The 13,873-nt window shown below is 61.2% G+C and carries 16 protein-coding genes and 1 tRNA gene; 14 read left to right on the top strand and 3 right to left on the bottom strand.

What is annotated here, in order from left to right:
* Nucleotides 1–155 precede the first annotated feature (155 nt).
* The 6 genes from C7451_RS09915 (at nt 156) to C7451_RS09890 (ending at nt 6,024) form a co-directional block, all read left to right on the top strand.
* Entirely contained in the window at nt 156–1,199 is a 1,044-nt protein-coding gene (locus C7451_RS09915; protein ID WP_110298814.1) for a rod shape-determining protein, read from the top strand.
* Nucleotides 1,200–1,212: 13 nt separating this feature from the next.
* Complete coding sequence (gene mreC, locus C7451_RS09910) at nt 1,213–2,235, top strand: rod shape-determining protein MreC (RefSeq protein WP_110298813.1); 1,023 nt, start codon at nt 1,213–1,215, stop codon at nt 2,233–2,235.
* Entirely contained in the window at nt 2,232–2,747 is a 516-nt protein-coding gene (gene mreD, locus C7451_RS09905) for a rod shape-determining protein MreD (protein WP_110298812.1), read from the top strand. Before mreC ends, mreD begins: the two co-directional genes overlap by 4 nt.
* Before the next feature lie 13 nt (nt 2,748–2,760).
* A complete protein-coding gene (gene mrdA / locus C7451_RS09900) occupies nt 2,761–4,680 on the top strand; it encodes a penicillin-binding protein 2 (protein WP_110298811.1) in 1,920 nt (639 codons plus the stop codon).
* A 4-nt stretch (nt 4,681–4,684) separates the two neighbouring features.
* The gene (gene rodA / locus C7451_RS09895) at nt 4,685–5,803 is read left to right on the top strand and encodes a rod shape-determining protein RodA (RefSeq protein ID WP_110299009.1); all 1,119 of its coding nucleotides are present in this window, start codon (nt 4,685–4,687) and stop codon (nt 5,801–5,803) included.
* A gap of 145 nt (nt 5,804–5,948) precedes the next feature.
* Nucleotides 5,949–6,024 (top strand) — tRNA-Lys (locus C7451_RS09890).
* A 184-nt stretch (nt 6,025–6,208) separates the two neighbouring features.
* Here the strand turns inward: C7451_RS09890 and C7451_RS09885 are convergent.
* The gene (locus tag C7451_RS09885) at nt 6,209–6,622 is read right to left on the bottom strand and encodes a transposase (RefSeq protein ID WP_110298810.1); all 414 of its coding nucleotides are present in this window, start codon (nt 6,620–6,622) and stop codon (nt 6,209–6,211) included.
* Here C7451_RS09885 and C7451_RS20495 point away from each other — a divergent pair.
* The 5 genes from C7451_RS20495 to C7451_RS09860 all read left to right on the top strand — a co-directional run bounded on the left by C7451_RS20495 (nt 6,573) and on the right by C7451_RS09860 (nt 9,384).
* Complete coding sequence (locus tag C7451_RS20495; RefSeq protein WP_110298809.1) at nt 6,573–6,821, top strand: glycerol-3-phosphate acyltransferase; 249 nt, start codon at nt 6,573–6,575, stop codon at nt 6,819–6,821. The two genes, C7451_RS09885 and C7451_RS20495, sit on opposite strands and share 50 nt — an antisense overlap.
* An 82-nt stretch (nt 6,822–6,903) precedes the next feature.
* Nucleotides 6,904–7,113, top strand: a complete 210-nt coding sequence (locus tag C7451_RS09875; RefSeq protein WP_110298808.1) for an AraC family transcriptional regulator — start codon at nt 6,904–6,906, stop codon at nt 7,111–7,113.
* A 432-nt stretch (nt 7,114–7,545) separates the two neighbouring features.
* The gene (locus C7451_RS09870) at nt 7,546–7,983 is read left to right on the top strand and encodes an ester cyclase (RefSeq protein WP_110298807.1); all 438 of its coding nucleotides are present in this window, start codon (nt 7,546–7,548) and stop codon (nt 7,981–7,983) included.
* A gap of 12 nt (nt 7,984–7,995) precedes the next feature.
* Nucleotides 7,996–8,664 carry an SDR family NAD(P)-dependent oxidoreductase gene (locus C7451_RS09865; protein WP_110298806.1) on the top strand — a complete coding sequence of 223 codons (669 nt, stop codon included), beginning with the start codon at nt 7,996–7,998 and terminating at the stop codon, nt 8,662–8,664.
* Nucleotides 8,665–8,805: 141 nt separating this feature from the next.
* Nucleotides 8,806–9,384, top strand: a complete 579-nt coding sequence (locus C7451_RS09860) for a cytochrome P460 family protein (RefSeq protein ID WP_208625187.1) — start codon at nt 8,806–8,808, stop codon at nt 9,382–9,384.
* A 287-nt stretch (nt 9,385–9,671) separates the two neighbouring features.
* On the opposite strand, the gene C7451_RS09855 is transcribed toward C7451_RS09860, so the two are convergent.
* Nucleotides 9,672–10,043 (bottom strand): hypothetical protein, encoded by a 372-nt coding sequence (locus C7451_RS09855; protein WP_110298804.1) that lies wholly within the window; start codon nt 10,041–10,043, stop codon nt 9,672–9,674.
* 69 nt (nt 10,044–10,112) lie between these two features.
* Nucleotides 10,113–10,658, bottom strand: a complete 546-nt coding sequence (locus C7451_RS09850) for a carboxymuconolactone decarboxylase family protein (RefSeq protein WP_066670912.1) — start codon at nt 10,656–10,658, stop codon at nt 10,113–10,115.
* Nucleotides 10,659–10,753: 95 nt separating this feature from the next.
* On the opposite strand from C7451_RS09850, the gene C7451_RS09845 reads away from it, so the two are divergent.
* The 3 genes from C7451_RS09845 to C7451_RS09835 form a co-directional block, all read left to right on the top strand.
* Nucleotides 10,754–11,590: an AraC family transcriptional regulator gene (locus C7451_RS09845; protein ID WP_066670915.1), complete on the top strand. Its 837-nt coding sequence runs from the start codon at nt 10,754–10,756 to the stop codon at nt 11,588–11,590.
* A gap of 1,135 nt (nt 11,591–12,725) precedes the next feature.
* The gene (locus C7451_RS09840) at nt 12,726–13,349 is read left to right on the top strand and encodes a cytochrome P460 family protein (RefSeq protein ID WP_208625186.1); all 624 of its coding nucleotides are present in this window, start codon (nt 12,726–12,728) and stop codon (nt 13,347–13,349) included.
* Between the two features lie 2 nt (nt 13,350–13,351).
* Nucleotides 13,352–13,873: cytochrome P460 family protein (locus tag C7451_RS09835; RefSeq protein WP_110298803.1), on the top strand; the 522-nt coding region annotated here is incomplete at its 3' end.

Raw genomic sequence — 13,873 nt, 5'->3', positions numbered from 1 at the left:
GCCTCTAGCCCAAGCGCGGCTTGGACGCGACTCCCGAGTTCCCAGCACTTTTCTGCCTTGGTCTGGCCGGGCGCACGGGTTAGCCTCCGCCCCGGGATATCTGCACACATCACGGTCCGTCAGCCGCTCCCTCCATTTAGTTCTGGAAAGTCTGCATGTCGTTCATCTCCAAACTCTTCCGGTTCGGTTCGCACAATATGGCGATCGATCTGGGCACCGCGAATACGCTTGTCTATGTCCAGGATCAGGGCATCGTGCTGAACGAGCCTTCGGTGGTGGCGCTGGAGACGCTGAACGGCATCAAGCGGGTCAAGGCGGTCGGCGTCGATGCCAAGATGATGATGGGCAAGACCCCCGATTCGATCGAGGCCATCCGTCCCTTGCGTGACGGCGTGATTGCCGACATCGAGGTCGCCGAACACATGATCAAGCACTTCATCCAGAAGGTGCATGGCAAGCGCAGCATCTTCAGCTATCCCGAAATCGTGATCTGCGTTCCTTCGGGCTCCACATCGGTCGAGCGCCGCGCTATCCGCGATGCCGCCTCGAATGCAGGTGCAAGCCAGGTTCTCCTGATCGTGGAACCCATGGCTGCCGCAATCGGCGCAGACATACCGGTGACCGAGCCCGTCGGATCTATGGTCGTCGATATCGGTGGCGGCACGACCGAAGTCGCGGTTCTCTCGCTGCGCGGTCTCGCCTATACCACATCGGTGCGCACCGGCGGCGACAAGATGGACGAGGCGATCGTCTCCTATGTGCGTCGTCACCACAATCTGCTGATCGGCGAGACCACTGCCGAGCGGATCAAGAAGGATTTCGGCATCGCAGTCGCCCCGCCGGACGGCATCGGCCACACGATCCAGATCAAGGGTCGCGATCTCGTCAACGGCGTGCCCAAGGAAATCTCGATCAACCAGGGCCAGATCGCCGAGGCGCTGTCCGAACCGATCAGCACCATCGTCGAGGGCGTGCGGATTGCGCTCGAGAATACTGCACCGGAACTGGCGGCCGATATTGTCGACCAGGGTATCGTGCTGACCGGCGGCGGCGCGCTGATCGCCGGGCTGGATGCGCATCTGCGTGAAGAGACCGGCCTGCCGGTTTCGGTTGCGGAGGATCCGCTGACCTGCGTTGCCATCGGCACCGGTCGCGCCATGGAAGATCCCATCTTCCGCGGCGTGCTGATGACCGCCTGACGGCAGGCAAAGCATGGCGCCGCCCCGCAATCGGCGCCCCGGGTTCTCCCGCAAGGCGCAGCTGCAGATTTTCACCGGGTATTTGCTCGCCTTCACGGGCGCATTTGCCGGATTGCTGCTGCTTGCCCTGTCGCATTTCGATCCTGCGGCCTTTTCGGCGGTCCGATCGCTCGCGACAGAGGTCAGCGCCCCTCCGGCGCGGCTTCTGACCGGGATGCGCGTGGGCGTCCAGCAAGGCTGGCGTGAGGTTTCTGCCTATTTCTATGCCGGATCGAAAAATGCCGAGCTGCAACGCGAGGCGGAACGCAATCGCATCCGCCTGATCGAGGCGCGCGCGCTGAAACAGGAAAATCGCGAACTGCGCCGACTGCTCGGGCTGATAAAGCAGGAGGGCCGACCGGTTGCGACTGCCCGTCTGATCAACTCAAGCGCCTCAAGCAGCCGCCGCTTCGCAACTCTCGATGTCGGCTCGCGCCAGGGGGTTCAGCGCGGCCAGCCAGTGCGCGCGCAGCGAGGGCTGATCGGCCGCGTGCTCGAGACTGGCCCGAACACCTCGCGCGTCCTGCTGCTGAGCGATGCAGAAAATGTGGTGCCCGTGCGCCGCGCTCGTGATGGCACCGTGGCGTTCTCGCAGGGGCGCGGCGATGGCCGGGTCGATATCAAGCTGATCGATATCGGCATCAACCCGTTCAAGGTTGGTGATGTGATGGTGACCTCGGGCAACGGCGGCATCTATCCGCCCAATGTTCCCGTTGCGATCATCGAGAAGCTGACCGGCGATGGGGCTATCGGCAAGCTTCTGGCCAATCCGGCCGCCACCGATTTCGTGATCGTGCAGGAAATGTACGAACCCGAACTCGCCGACCCGGCGGCGAGCGGCCTGCCCCCTGCCAACACGCAAGCCGCCGCGCCACTCGCTGCGCCGCGCAGGGCAGAGCCGGCGACGGACGCCGCGCCGGAGACGGCCCAAACGCCGGCGACCACACCGGCCGATCCCGCGTCTCAGCCACGGGCCGAGGGGCAGCAACGGCCATGAACGCGCCATATCGCGCCAGGTTGAATCGCGAGCCATCCGCTTTTCGCAAGGCTGCGGTGCCGATTGGCTCGGTGCTGATCGGGTCGATGACTCCTCTGCTGCCGATTGTCGCATCGGCTCCGGTGCTGCCGCCCTTCGGCCTGATCGTGCTGATCTGCTGGCAGCTGCTTCGCCCGGGAATCTGGCCGGTCTGGGCGGGCGTGCCCTTCGGCATGTTCGATGACATCCTGAGCGGCCAGCCGGTGGGCAGTGCGGTGCTGTTATGGTCGATCATCCTGATCGCGCTCGACCTGATCGAACAGCGCTATATCTGGCGCAACTACTGGCAGGACTGGTTCATTGCCGCCATAGCGCTTATATTTGCGCTCACAGGAGGTCTCGCAATCAACAATTTTCTCGCCAGCGACACGCGCTTTTCGGTGCTCTACCCCCAGATGATCCTGGCGATCTTCCTCTATCCGCTGGTTCTGCGGCTGGTTGCCCGGCTCGATCATATCCGCCTCAAGCGCTGAGGACGGACTGACCATGCTACGCCCGGGCAAGCTGATCACCCGCAATTCGCTGAACATCACCTTCAATCGCCGCACGATGCTGATCGGCGGCGCGCAGGGCCTGGTGGGTGCGATCCTGGCCGGCCGCATGGCGTATATCTCGATCGTCGAGAACGAGCGGTACAAGATGCTGTCCGAGAGCAACCGGGTCAATCTCACGCTGATTCCGCCGCGACGGGGGTGGATCATCGACCGCAACGGCAAGCCGCTCGCCAACAACAAGGCGGATTTCCGCGTCGATCTGATCCCGCAGCGGGTGCGCGATGTCGAAGGCACGATCAGTCAGCTGGGCAATATCCTCAAGATGACGCCCGATGCCATCGACGACCTGCGCGCCGCGATGAAGGATGCGCGCGGCCTGCAGCCGGTGCCGGTCGCCTCGGGACTGACCTATGAGGATTTCGCTGCGCTATCGGTTCGGCTGCCCGATCTGCCCGGAGTGGCTCCGCAACGCGGTTTTTCCCGTCAGTATCCCACTGGCGCTGCGGTCGGTCACCTGCTTGGCTATGTCGGCATCGCCAATGCGGAAGAATATGAGGAAAACAAGAACCCGCTGCTGATCACGCCGGGCTTCAAGATCGGCAAGGACGGGCTGGAGAAATATTTCGAACCCCAGCTTCAGGGCAAGCCTGGTGCGCGCAAGGTCGAGGTCACGGCACGGGGCAAGATCGTTCGCGAACTGGGCGTGCAGGAGGATGTGCCCGGCAAGCCGCTGAAACTGACCATCGATGGCGGACTGCAGGAATTCGTGGCGCGTCGCATGGGTCGGGAATCGGGGGCCGCCGCGGTCATCGACTGTCAGACGGGCGGCATCCTGGCCTTTTCCTCGATGCCGAGCTTTGACCCCAACAGCTTTTCCGACGGCATCGGGCGGCTTGAATATGCCATGCTGTCGCAGGACGAGCGGGTCCCACTTCTCAACAAGGCGACGCGCGGACTCTATCCGCCCGGATCAACGCTCAAGCCGATGGCTGCCGTCGCCTGTCTGCAACATGGCGTGGATCCGGAGGAAACTGTCAACTGCCCTGGCGGCTATCGCCTCGGCAACCGATTTTATCAGTGTCTTGGTCGGCACGGCCCGGTGAACATGGTCCGGGCGATCGAGAAGAGCTGCAACACCTATTTCTACGCGCAGGCGCATCGCCTAGGCTATGACAAGATCGCCATGGTCGCGCGCGAAATGGGGCTCGGCGAGGATTTCGACCTGGCCGGGCTCAACCAGCGATACGGCACCATTCCCGACAGCGAATGGAAGATGCGCAAGTACAAGCAGGCATGGACAGCATCGGACTCGCTCAACGCAGTCATCGGCCAGGGCTATGTCATCGTGAACCCGCTGCAGCTTGCGGTCATGACCGCCCGACTGGCCTCGGGCCGCAAGCTCTATCCGCACCTGATCCCCGACGACAAGGTCGCGCCCACCCTGCCCTATCCGCCCGAGCATCTCGCCGTCGCCCAGCTGGGCATGGCACAGGTGGTGAGTCAGGGCACGGCGGCCCGCTCCAAGCTTCCGCTGGACGGCATTGCCATGGCGGGCAAGACCGGGACTGCGCAGGTGCGCGGTTTTGGCTCAGGCAGCAGAGGCGGCGCCGGCGTTCCGTGGAAATATCGGGATCACGGCCTGTTCGTATGCTTCGCACCGGTCGAGCAGCCGCTCTATGCCGCTGCGGTCGTCATCGAACACGGCCTGGGCGGATCGCGCGCCGCCGCACCCGTGGCCAAGGATTTCATGACCTATATGTTCGATCCGCAAAAGGCGATGGACAGCCTGCTGGCCATGGAGGCTGCCTGGGGTGGCGATATCCAGCAGCGCATGGCTGCCGAATTCGCGCTGTTCCGCGCGCGAGCCGAAGGCCGCGTTCCCGAGGCTCCGTCAGAAGAGGCCGCTGACTGAGATGCTGGCCTTCGTTCCCCGCCCGGTGGCGGAACTGCCCTGGCAGATCATACTGATCACCGTCGCCATTGCTGGCTTCGGCGTCATCGTGCTCTATTCCGCTGCTGGTGGCAGCGTCTCGCCCTGGGCAGGCATCCATGCCCTTCGGTTCGTGGTTTTTCTTACGATGGCCTTGGTCATCCGCCTGTTCAGCGAAAATTTCGTAAAATGGGCCACCTTTCCCGCCTATGCCGTGTTTGCGGTGCTGCTGCTGCTCGTCGAACTTGCCGGCGCGGTCAAGGGCGGCAGCCAGCGCTGGATCGAGCTCGGCTTCATCCGGCTGCAACCTTCGGAATTCATGAAGCCGCTGGTCGTTCTGGCAATCGCGCGCTTCTACGAGATGCTCCCCATCGGACAGGCGCGCAGCTGGTCTGCGATCTGGCCCCCGCTGGTGCTTATCGGCGTGCCCTGGTTCCTGGTGATGACCCAGCCCGACCTTGGCACCTCGATTGCGGTGATGACAGGCGGGGTTACCGTGATGTTTCTGGCCGGCGTGCCGCTCAGGCTGTTCGTGGGGGCTGGACTGGCCGGCGCCGCCTTCATCCCCTTTGCGTTCTTCTTCCTGCTCAAGGAATATCAGCAGAACCGCGTGCTCACCTTTCTGGACCCGGAAAGCGACCCGCTTGGTACCGGCTATCATATCAGCCAGTCCAAGATCGCGATCGGATCGGGCGGGATTGGTGGCAAGGGCTATCTGCAGGGTTCGCAAAGCCATCTCGATTACCTGCCAGAGGGTCACACCGATTTCGTCTTTGCCACCATGGCCGAGGAATGGGGCCTGATCGGCGGGCTGTTCGTGATCGTGATGTTCGGCCTGCTGCTGCGCTGGGCGACCATGGTCTCGCTTAACGCGCCGAGCCGCTTCGGCAAGCTGGCGGGCGGCGGCCTGACGATGGTGATCTTCTTCTACATTGCCATCAACCTGCTCATGGTGATGGGCCTTGCCCCGGTAGTGGGCATTCCGCTGCCGTTCCTCAGCTATGGCGGTTCGTCGATGATGACGATCATGATCTGTATCGGGCTGCTCATGGGCATCGAGCGCAACACGCGCCAGAACGGCGGCGCTGGACGACTTGCCCCCTGAAAAGCAGGGATCGCGGGCCAACCGATAGGAGACCAGCAAAAAACTCCCCCTTTTTACCAAAAAGGGTCTTTTCATCCGTCTCCAATCTTATATAGGCAGCGCTCTCCCGGCGGCGGCTGATTCGAGCCTGCCTCCACGGATGGATGGACGCATAGCTCAGTTGGTAGAGCAGCTGACTCTTAATCAGCGGGTCCTTGGTTCGAGCCCAAGTGCGTCCACCATATTTTCTCTATAAATTAATAGGTTATGCCTGATTGGGAAGGGGCTATTCGGCAGCTTGTTTCTTCTAGGTAGCTTTCTAGGTAGCTTTCTAGGTAGCTCGGCGAAGTGCTCAGGATCGAGCCTTGGCGGTCGGGTTTGTGTGGGAATCAAGTCAGGCCGATGGGCCGAAGTCCGCTTTGCCCCTTAGGCAGACCGTCCAGTTGCCAGACCACCGATCATAAGAGTGGCGGACATGAAGGTATGGGCGCAGTGATCGTATCGCATGTAGATGCGCCGCCAGTCCTTGATCCTCCCGAACATGTTCTCGACCTTGCGCCGCTGGCGATAGAGCGGCAAATCTTGTGCAATCGGCACTTTCCGGTTCGATTTTGACGGGATGTAGGATAGGATCTTGCGTTGGGGCAGTGCCACACGGAGCCAGTCGGAATCATAGCCCTTGTCGTCCGGCAGAACCTTTGCATTCGCCCAATCGCTCTTCTCGCTGGCGGTGGTGGTTGCGGCCGGACTGGCTGCCGTCGAATTCGACGTTTGGTTGCCCTGATCTGTGATGGCCGCTGCGCTGCTGGCGATCTTGGGACACAGCAGGTCGATCTTCATCCGGTTTTCGGGCGAGAAGTCAGCGGCGACCGGCTTGGGCGTGTTGCTGGCTGTGTGTTGGCAAGTGGGATTGGGGGCGGCGATCCCCTTCGTGATTGTCCCGCTGGTGTCGCGGATCGTCTCACATAGTTCGATACTGGCGGCACTCGCCGCACTTGCCTTAAGGCTGGTACTTCGGCAGCCCACCCCGTTTTCCTGATGGCACTGATGGGAGCGACATATGTCGTCCGGCCTTGCGCCCTGGCAGGTGCACCGCGTCATCGATATGATGGCGGTGTCTGATGGCGGTGTCTGATGGCGCGCATGTTTCGCTCCCGGCGATGGCCAGCGTTGTCGGCCTTTCGACCTATCACTTCTGCCGGGCCTTCAAGCAATCCACCGGCCCGCCGCCGCACCGTTGCCAGAACAGGCTGCGGCTGGAGCGCGCCAAGGACCTTTTTGACCACCTCCCGGCTTTCGATCATCGAGTTGGCGCTGAGCCTTGGTTTTGACTCGCGGCAGGGCCTCGCCTGGCTATTCCAGCGCGTGCTGGGCATGAATACTTCCGAGTGGCCCCGGCAACGCACGCTATAAGGCGGTTTGCCGCAAGATCGGTCGTTTGGCGCAATTTCGGCCAAGCACGGCAAATCCTGCATGCGTATTGATGCGGCACGACAGGTTTCGCAGACTCGCATGGATTCGAGGAAACACCGTATGAACGACCCTCGCCTGATCGGTCCTGCTCGGGGCGAGAGCTTGGTCCTGCTCGGGGCGAGAGCCTGGTCCTGCTCGCCGCAACCAAGAAACAGATGGGCGAAGTTCCCAGGATTCTTGCTGCCAAAGCGCAGTTATTTGCTTGGCCCGGCGGCTATGGCTGTTGAGGCGCACGAGCATTGTAGGCAGTATAAGCTAATCAAGGCGAATCTGAACCGAGGAGCAAAAACATGGACAATCTGGCAATCGTACGCCGATTCACCACCGAATTTCTCGGTCGCGCCGATCTTGCTGCCGCAGATGCGACCATGCACCCGGATATTCGCGGGTTTACCGGACTCAAGCCAACTGGTCCGATCGAGGGTATCGATGAGTATAAGGCGACACTGACGGGTTTCGTCGATGCGTTTCCGGCGCAATCACCCGTTGAGATCATCGACCAGTTCGAATCCGCTGATGGCACGCGCGTGGTAACGCGCTTTCATTCGCGCCAATGCCACGCCAAGGACTATTACGGAGTCGCCGCGACCAACCGGATCATCCTGTTCGACGAAACCCATGTCGCGCGGCTTAAGGACGGCAAGATCATCGAGAATATCGTTTCGGCCACCAATCTTGAGTTCGAGATGCTGATGGCCCCCGTGCTGTCGCCGATGATCCTTGGATAGGCGGGTCGCAATATGACACAATCAAAAGGGCCTGCGATCATCATCGGCTATGGGCCGGGCGTCAGTGGTGCAGTCGCCGAGGCGTTTGCAAAAGAAGGCTATCCGCTGGCGCTGATTGCGCGTGACACCACCAAGCTGGATGCGGCAGTGACGGCGTTTCGCGCAAGCGGCATCGCGGCGCGCGGTTTTGCTGCCGATGCCGGTCATGCGACCGCGCTGACCACGGCACTCGATGCCGCGCGCGATGCCTTGGGCGATGCCGAGGTTTTGGTCTATAACGCGGCACTGTGGCGCCCGGGCCCGGTGCTGGCGACGACACCCGAAAGCTTTGATGCGGATTTCCAGCTGTGTGTGACCGGCGCGCTGGTCGCCGCGCGGGCGCTCGCCCCGGCGATGATTGCAGCAGGGCGCGGGACTTTGCTGTTCACCGGCGGCGGCCTTGCGCTTTACCCCTCCCCTCAGGCACCATCTCTGTCGGTCGGCAAAGCCGGCATCCGCGCATTGGCGCTGATGCTGGCCGCAGAGCTGGCACCCAGCGGTATCCGCGTTGGCACCGTCACGATTGCTGGCGAGGTTGCGGCTGGCACGCCGTTCGCTCCGGAGAAGATCGCTGACGCCTTCCTCGCGCTGCATCGTTCGCCGCCTGACCCTACGACAGCAGAGGTCGTTTTCAGGGGTTGAACATCCTGGTTTGATGGGTTAGGAGAGTAGAATTGAGCGGCATACGGCTCTGCAATACCGCTATAAACCCTTGGAGTGCCACGCCGACGCCAAGAAAGAAATGGTTTGCACGTAACTCTATCCCGGACTGGATCAATTGACATGCAACACTCTCGCTGGATGACTGCTGGGCTGCGTGCGTTATTGCTCGCCAATGTTTTGATCGTGACGGCCTGTGCGCCTGAGTCGCAGCCCCCCTTAACCGTCGCCGACACTGGCGCAACTGCTAAGGGCGATTTGCGGGTGCCGACCGATTATCGCGATACCTATCAGTATCTCGGCACCTGGGCCGTGGCGGACGAGAAGGTGGCTGGATCGAAAGAGATGCACATCGTCTATGCCTCGCCCGGTGCCGCAGCCGGGCATCGCGCCAACGGAAAATTCGCGGACGGTACGACGCTGGTGAAAGAGGTGTTCGAGGCGACGACAGGACCAATGACGACAGGCACGGTCAGCCATACCAAAACGCTGAAAGGCTGGTTCGTCATGGTCAAGGACAGCAAGAACAGCCATCCCGACAACAAATTGTGGGGCGACGGCTGGGGCTGGGCATGGTTTGACCAGGGCGCGCCGACCAAGACAACATCGACCGATTACAAGGTAGATTGTCTGACCTGCCACGAGCCGGCCAAAGCCACCGACTGGACGTATGTCGATGGCTATCCGGTGCTGAAGAAATAAAGGGGTGCGGCACCCCTGTTGGAGTGCCGCACACCGCCTCGCCTTGCGACGAGCGGGCTCGTTTTCATCGGCTGGTCGCTGTTGGCTGATGCTGCAAAAGCCAGAACGGAGAGGCATTGAGCTCTGTAAGGAAATTTCACCTCTCGACTGAAACATGGCGCTGAGGGCGTTGGCCCACAACCCCGGTCGTGGAGCCACACGCCAGTCGTGCCAAACCCTGCATGCCGCGACCGGGACATGCAGGGTGGCATTGTTGATAACAAAACTCGTGTCCTTGAAAGAAGGGCTCAGGCAGCGGCGTTCTGCCGGACTGATGGGTTGGCACGCGCGGTAAAGGCAACCACCGCGAGCACGCCAGCCGCCATGACCGGATAATAGATTGATGCGAGGAAGCCGAAGCCGAGGACGAACGGCGCAACAATGAACGCCACCCCAGCCGCGAGATCGAGCAACAGGTGGAGGTCAAAAGACACCAGCTTGATTATACCGAACGCATAATCGGTGAGCAGGCTGTAGAGGATCAGGCCGGAACCGCCCGCGACGGACAGCCAGAGCTCAATGCCCTGAAGACCGAGCAGGAAGGGCAACACGATCAGCGCACCAGCGGCGATATAGTCCAAAGCGCCATGCAGCTTCGGGGTGAGGAATTGCAGGTTCATGGGTCGTGTTCCTTTCAAATCAGGTTGGGGCGCGGGCCGATGCGTTGCACCGGCCCGCAAGCAATACGATCAGGCCGCAATCGCCACATCGACGACCGGGAAGTCGATCTTGGTCTGGGCGACGTTGTTCATGAAGTTGGTCAGCACATTGTGCGCAACATTGCCGACGATTTCGACAATGCGGGCATCGTCAAGACCGGCGAGACGGGCTTCAGACAGATCGGCGTCGCTGACCTGACCGCGCGTTTCGACGATACGCAGCGCAAGCGTCGCAATGGCGTTGTCGATCGCGCTTTCGCCCTTGCCCTGACGGGCAGCGCGGATGGCAGCGGGCGACAGGCCGGCACCCTTGCCGAGCAGCGTGTGTGCCGACAGGCAATAGTGGCAGCTGTTATACTGGGCGACAGCGAGCGAAACGATTTCGCGCTGTGCGGCGGTCAGAACGCCCTTGGTCAGCGCATCGGCGAAAGCGAGGTTGCCGTTCAGCACGGCGGGGGCCTGAGCGAAGGTTGCAAACAGATTGGGGACCATGCCAATCTTCGCCTTGACAGCGCCGAGGGTTGCCTGGACGCCAGTGTCAGCGGTGGCGAGTTCTACGGGGTTGATACGGGGCATTTGAATTTCCTTTCATGATCGGTGCGGGGTTGCACAACAGCTATATGGGCTGCTATCGATGCAGATAGGTGCCAACTTCATTGCAGATCGTTCAAATGGATAACCTTGCCGCCCTGTTTGCGCACACCGCCCCGAGCGCGCGGGCGTTCTTCTCGGGCAATTTGTGCAACGCGGCGCAGTTTACCGAATGTGGCTATCTTCACCTCCTCAGAAAGGGGGAACTGACGTTAAGCCGCACTGGCGCGGCAGACATAAAGATCAGCGAACCCATGCTGGTTTTCTTCCCCCGCGGGCGGGCGCACAGCTTGACGGCGCCCCCAGAAGGAGGGGCTGATCTTGTGTGTGCCAAGGTCGATCTGGGCGGCGATGTCGGCAACCCGATTGGCGAAGGACTGCCCGAGCTTGTCCTGTTTCCGTTGGCCGAGCACCCGGCGATGGGGCCGGTCTGCGAACTGTTGCTTGCCGAAGGGTTTGGTGAGGACGACGGGCGGCAGGCCGCCATCGACCATCTGTTCGATTATCTTTTGATCCTGATCGTGCGGCATGTTGTGGCCAGTGGCACGGTAAGCGGTGGTGTGCTGGGCGGCCTTGCCGATCCCCGGCTGGCCAAGGCGTTGACGGCAATGCACGAACAGCCCCGGCGGTCATGGTCGCTCGATGATCTTGCCGAAGTGGCCGGCATGTCACGCACCCGCTTTGCCACGCATTTTCGCGCGTGCGTCGGGAGGACGCCGATGGACTATCTGACCCGCTGGCGAATGACGCTGGCGCGCGAACTTCTCGCCAAAGGCAAGCCGGTCAAGATCGTGGCCGGACGCGTCGGATATGACAGCGCGGCCGCCTTTTCGCGGGTGTTTGCCAGGGTCACCGGCGAGGCACCGCGTCAAGTGGCGCACGCATCGAAGAAGCGCGATCAGCCGGACAATATCTGAACCGTCACCAATGCGAGACCGGCTGGGCAAGGCTGGCGTGGCGGCATGGCCGCATGCTGCGCAATGATGCACGCTGCCGCACCCAACGCCAACGTCGCACGCCAGCCAGACCTGGACGACGGCTGCACCCCTTCAACGCCTGTGCTTGTGCTGCGGAGATAGGCTGCAAGGGCGGATAGAACGAAGGTGAAAATCGCAATCATGACATGGGGCGCTCGCTTGGGACAGACGCGCCCTATGGCCGCGAATGGCGCACCGCTTGACCCGGAAATCTTGCCGTGCGTTCCAAATGGTGCGCCTCGCGGCAGCGCATTTCAGGCAGCCTGTCTGTCCTTTGCGCGAGGACCGTTGGCGGGTCAGGGCGCCGGTGGCTATGCGATCAATTGGCAGCCATGCAGATCTTGACGATCAGCCGAGGCGTTGGCCCCAAATGTTCGCCACGGCCAATATGGCGCAATATCGTTCGGTCAATAGCAGCATTGCGCGCGCGGACTCTGTCACAAGCGGTTAGTTTGCCTGCAATCCAAACGCCTTTGGACAACTTGACTGCGCACCAACCAGCTAACCGGAGGGAGGCGGCCATCAAGACTCAAATCTCGCTCCCGGCTGATGGGCCTCGGGTGCATGATGACCGTTGCGCCTTCCGCGAATGCCATCCAGCCTTCGCGACGGCCGGCGTGTGCGCAAGGTTGCGTAACCCGAACCCTCATCTGATTGCAGGGCCTCAAGTCCGGATACGCGCTGTCTGTTCAAGCTCTCGTTCCTGCTGTTTTGGAGCTTTGGCCAAGCTTCGCAGCCACCAGGAACCGGGCGTCGGTCGCCTTCCCCACCACCGCCGACGCCCGCATTTTTCCTTTCAGCGCAACGCCTCGCACCGCAAGGGGCGACGCTGCAGGCAGTCAGGACTACGTGATCTCTCACTCAGGACCATGTCGGCTTTCGACCGGCGTCTGGACGTCGGCGCGTCTCGACCGGTGGATGCAATACCGAGCCAAATTCGCGCCCGGCACGAGGATGTATCTTGCAGCCTCCGATGCCGGGCAGCGAGCAAAGCTTGTCGCGTAGCTTCAGTGCGTTTTGGCGCCCGTCACAAAACGCTGAAACCGAGATCATAACAGTTGGTAAAGAGGAAATCATGATGACCAAAACTAGCTTCGCCGCATTTTCTTTGGGATGTTCTCTGCTTGTTCTTGCAGGCTGCAGCAAGTCAGAAGCAACAAAGGCTGGTCCGGTCGATGAAACTGCCGTGGCCAGCCCTGCCGTCGAGCGATACATGCCGGAATACACCGCCGCGGGCGAACTTGTGTTGCCCAAGAAGTTCGAACGGTGGGTGTATATGGGCTCCCCGTTGACACCGCATGGGTTGAACAATGGCAAGGCCAATTTCCCCGAGTTCCACAACGTCTATATCCAGCCATGGGCCTATGACGAATACAAGAAGACCGGTGTCTTCCCGGAAGGGACAATCCTGTTCAAGGAGCTTCAGCTGACCATCAAAGGGACATATCCGGACGGTTCGCGCGACGAGCCCTCGGGGCGCGGATATTTCCCCGGCAAGCTCAATGGCGCCGATGTTTCGGTCAAGGACAGCAAGCGTTATGCGGACACGCAGAACTGGGGATATTATAACTTCAATCATGGCGAGCCCAAATTTGAGACTGCCAAATTGAGGCCGATCGGTGAGTGCGCGCAATGTCATATCGATGGTGCCAAGAAAGATATGGTGTGGACGCAGTTCTATCCGCGGCTGGATCAATAGAGATGCTGCCCCGTGGTGCCACAGTTGTCGGGTTGCGAGCGTTATCGTTGGCCGGTGCCCTGATCGTGACGGCCTGTGCGCCGCAACCGAAATCAAGTGCCGTTGTTGACAGCGTTGCTGTCGACAGCGGCGCTGACGCCTCAGGCACCTTGCGGGTACCGGCCAATTATCGCGATACCTATCAGTATCTCGGCACCTGGGCTGTGGCAGACGACAAGGCAGCTGGATCGAAGGAGATGCACATGGTCTATGCCTCGCCCGGTGCCGCAGCCGGGCATCGCGCCAACGGCAAGTTCGCGGACGGCACGACGCTGGTGAAAGAGGTATTCGAGGCGTCGACAGGACCAATGACGACAGGCACGGTCAGCCATACGAAAACGCTGAAAGGCTGGTTCGTCATGGTCAAGGACAGCAAGAACAGCCATCCCGACAACAAATTGTGGGGCGACGGCTGGGGCTGGGCATGGTTTGACCAGGGCGCGCCGACCAAGACAACATCGACCGATTACAAGGTAGATTGTCTA

It is taken from the genome of Blastomonas natatoria (assembly GCF_003201955.1).
Taxonomy (GTDB): Bacteria; Pseudomonadota; Alphaproteobacteria; order Sphingomonadales; family Sphingomonadaceae; genus Blastomonas; species Blastomonas natatoria.
This window is presented reverse-complemented; position numbering and strand designations above follow the sequence as displayed.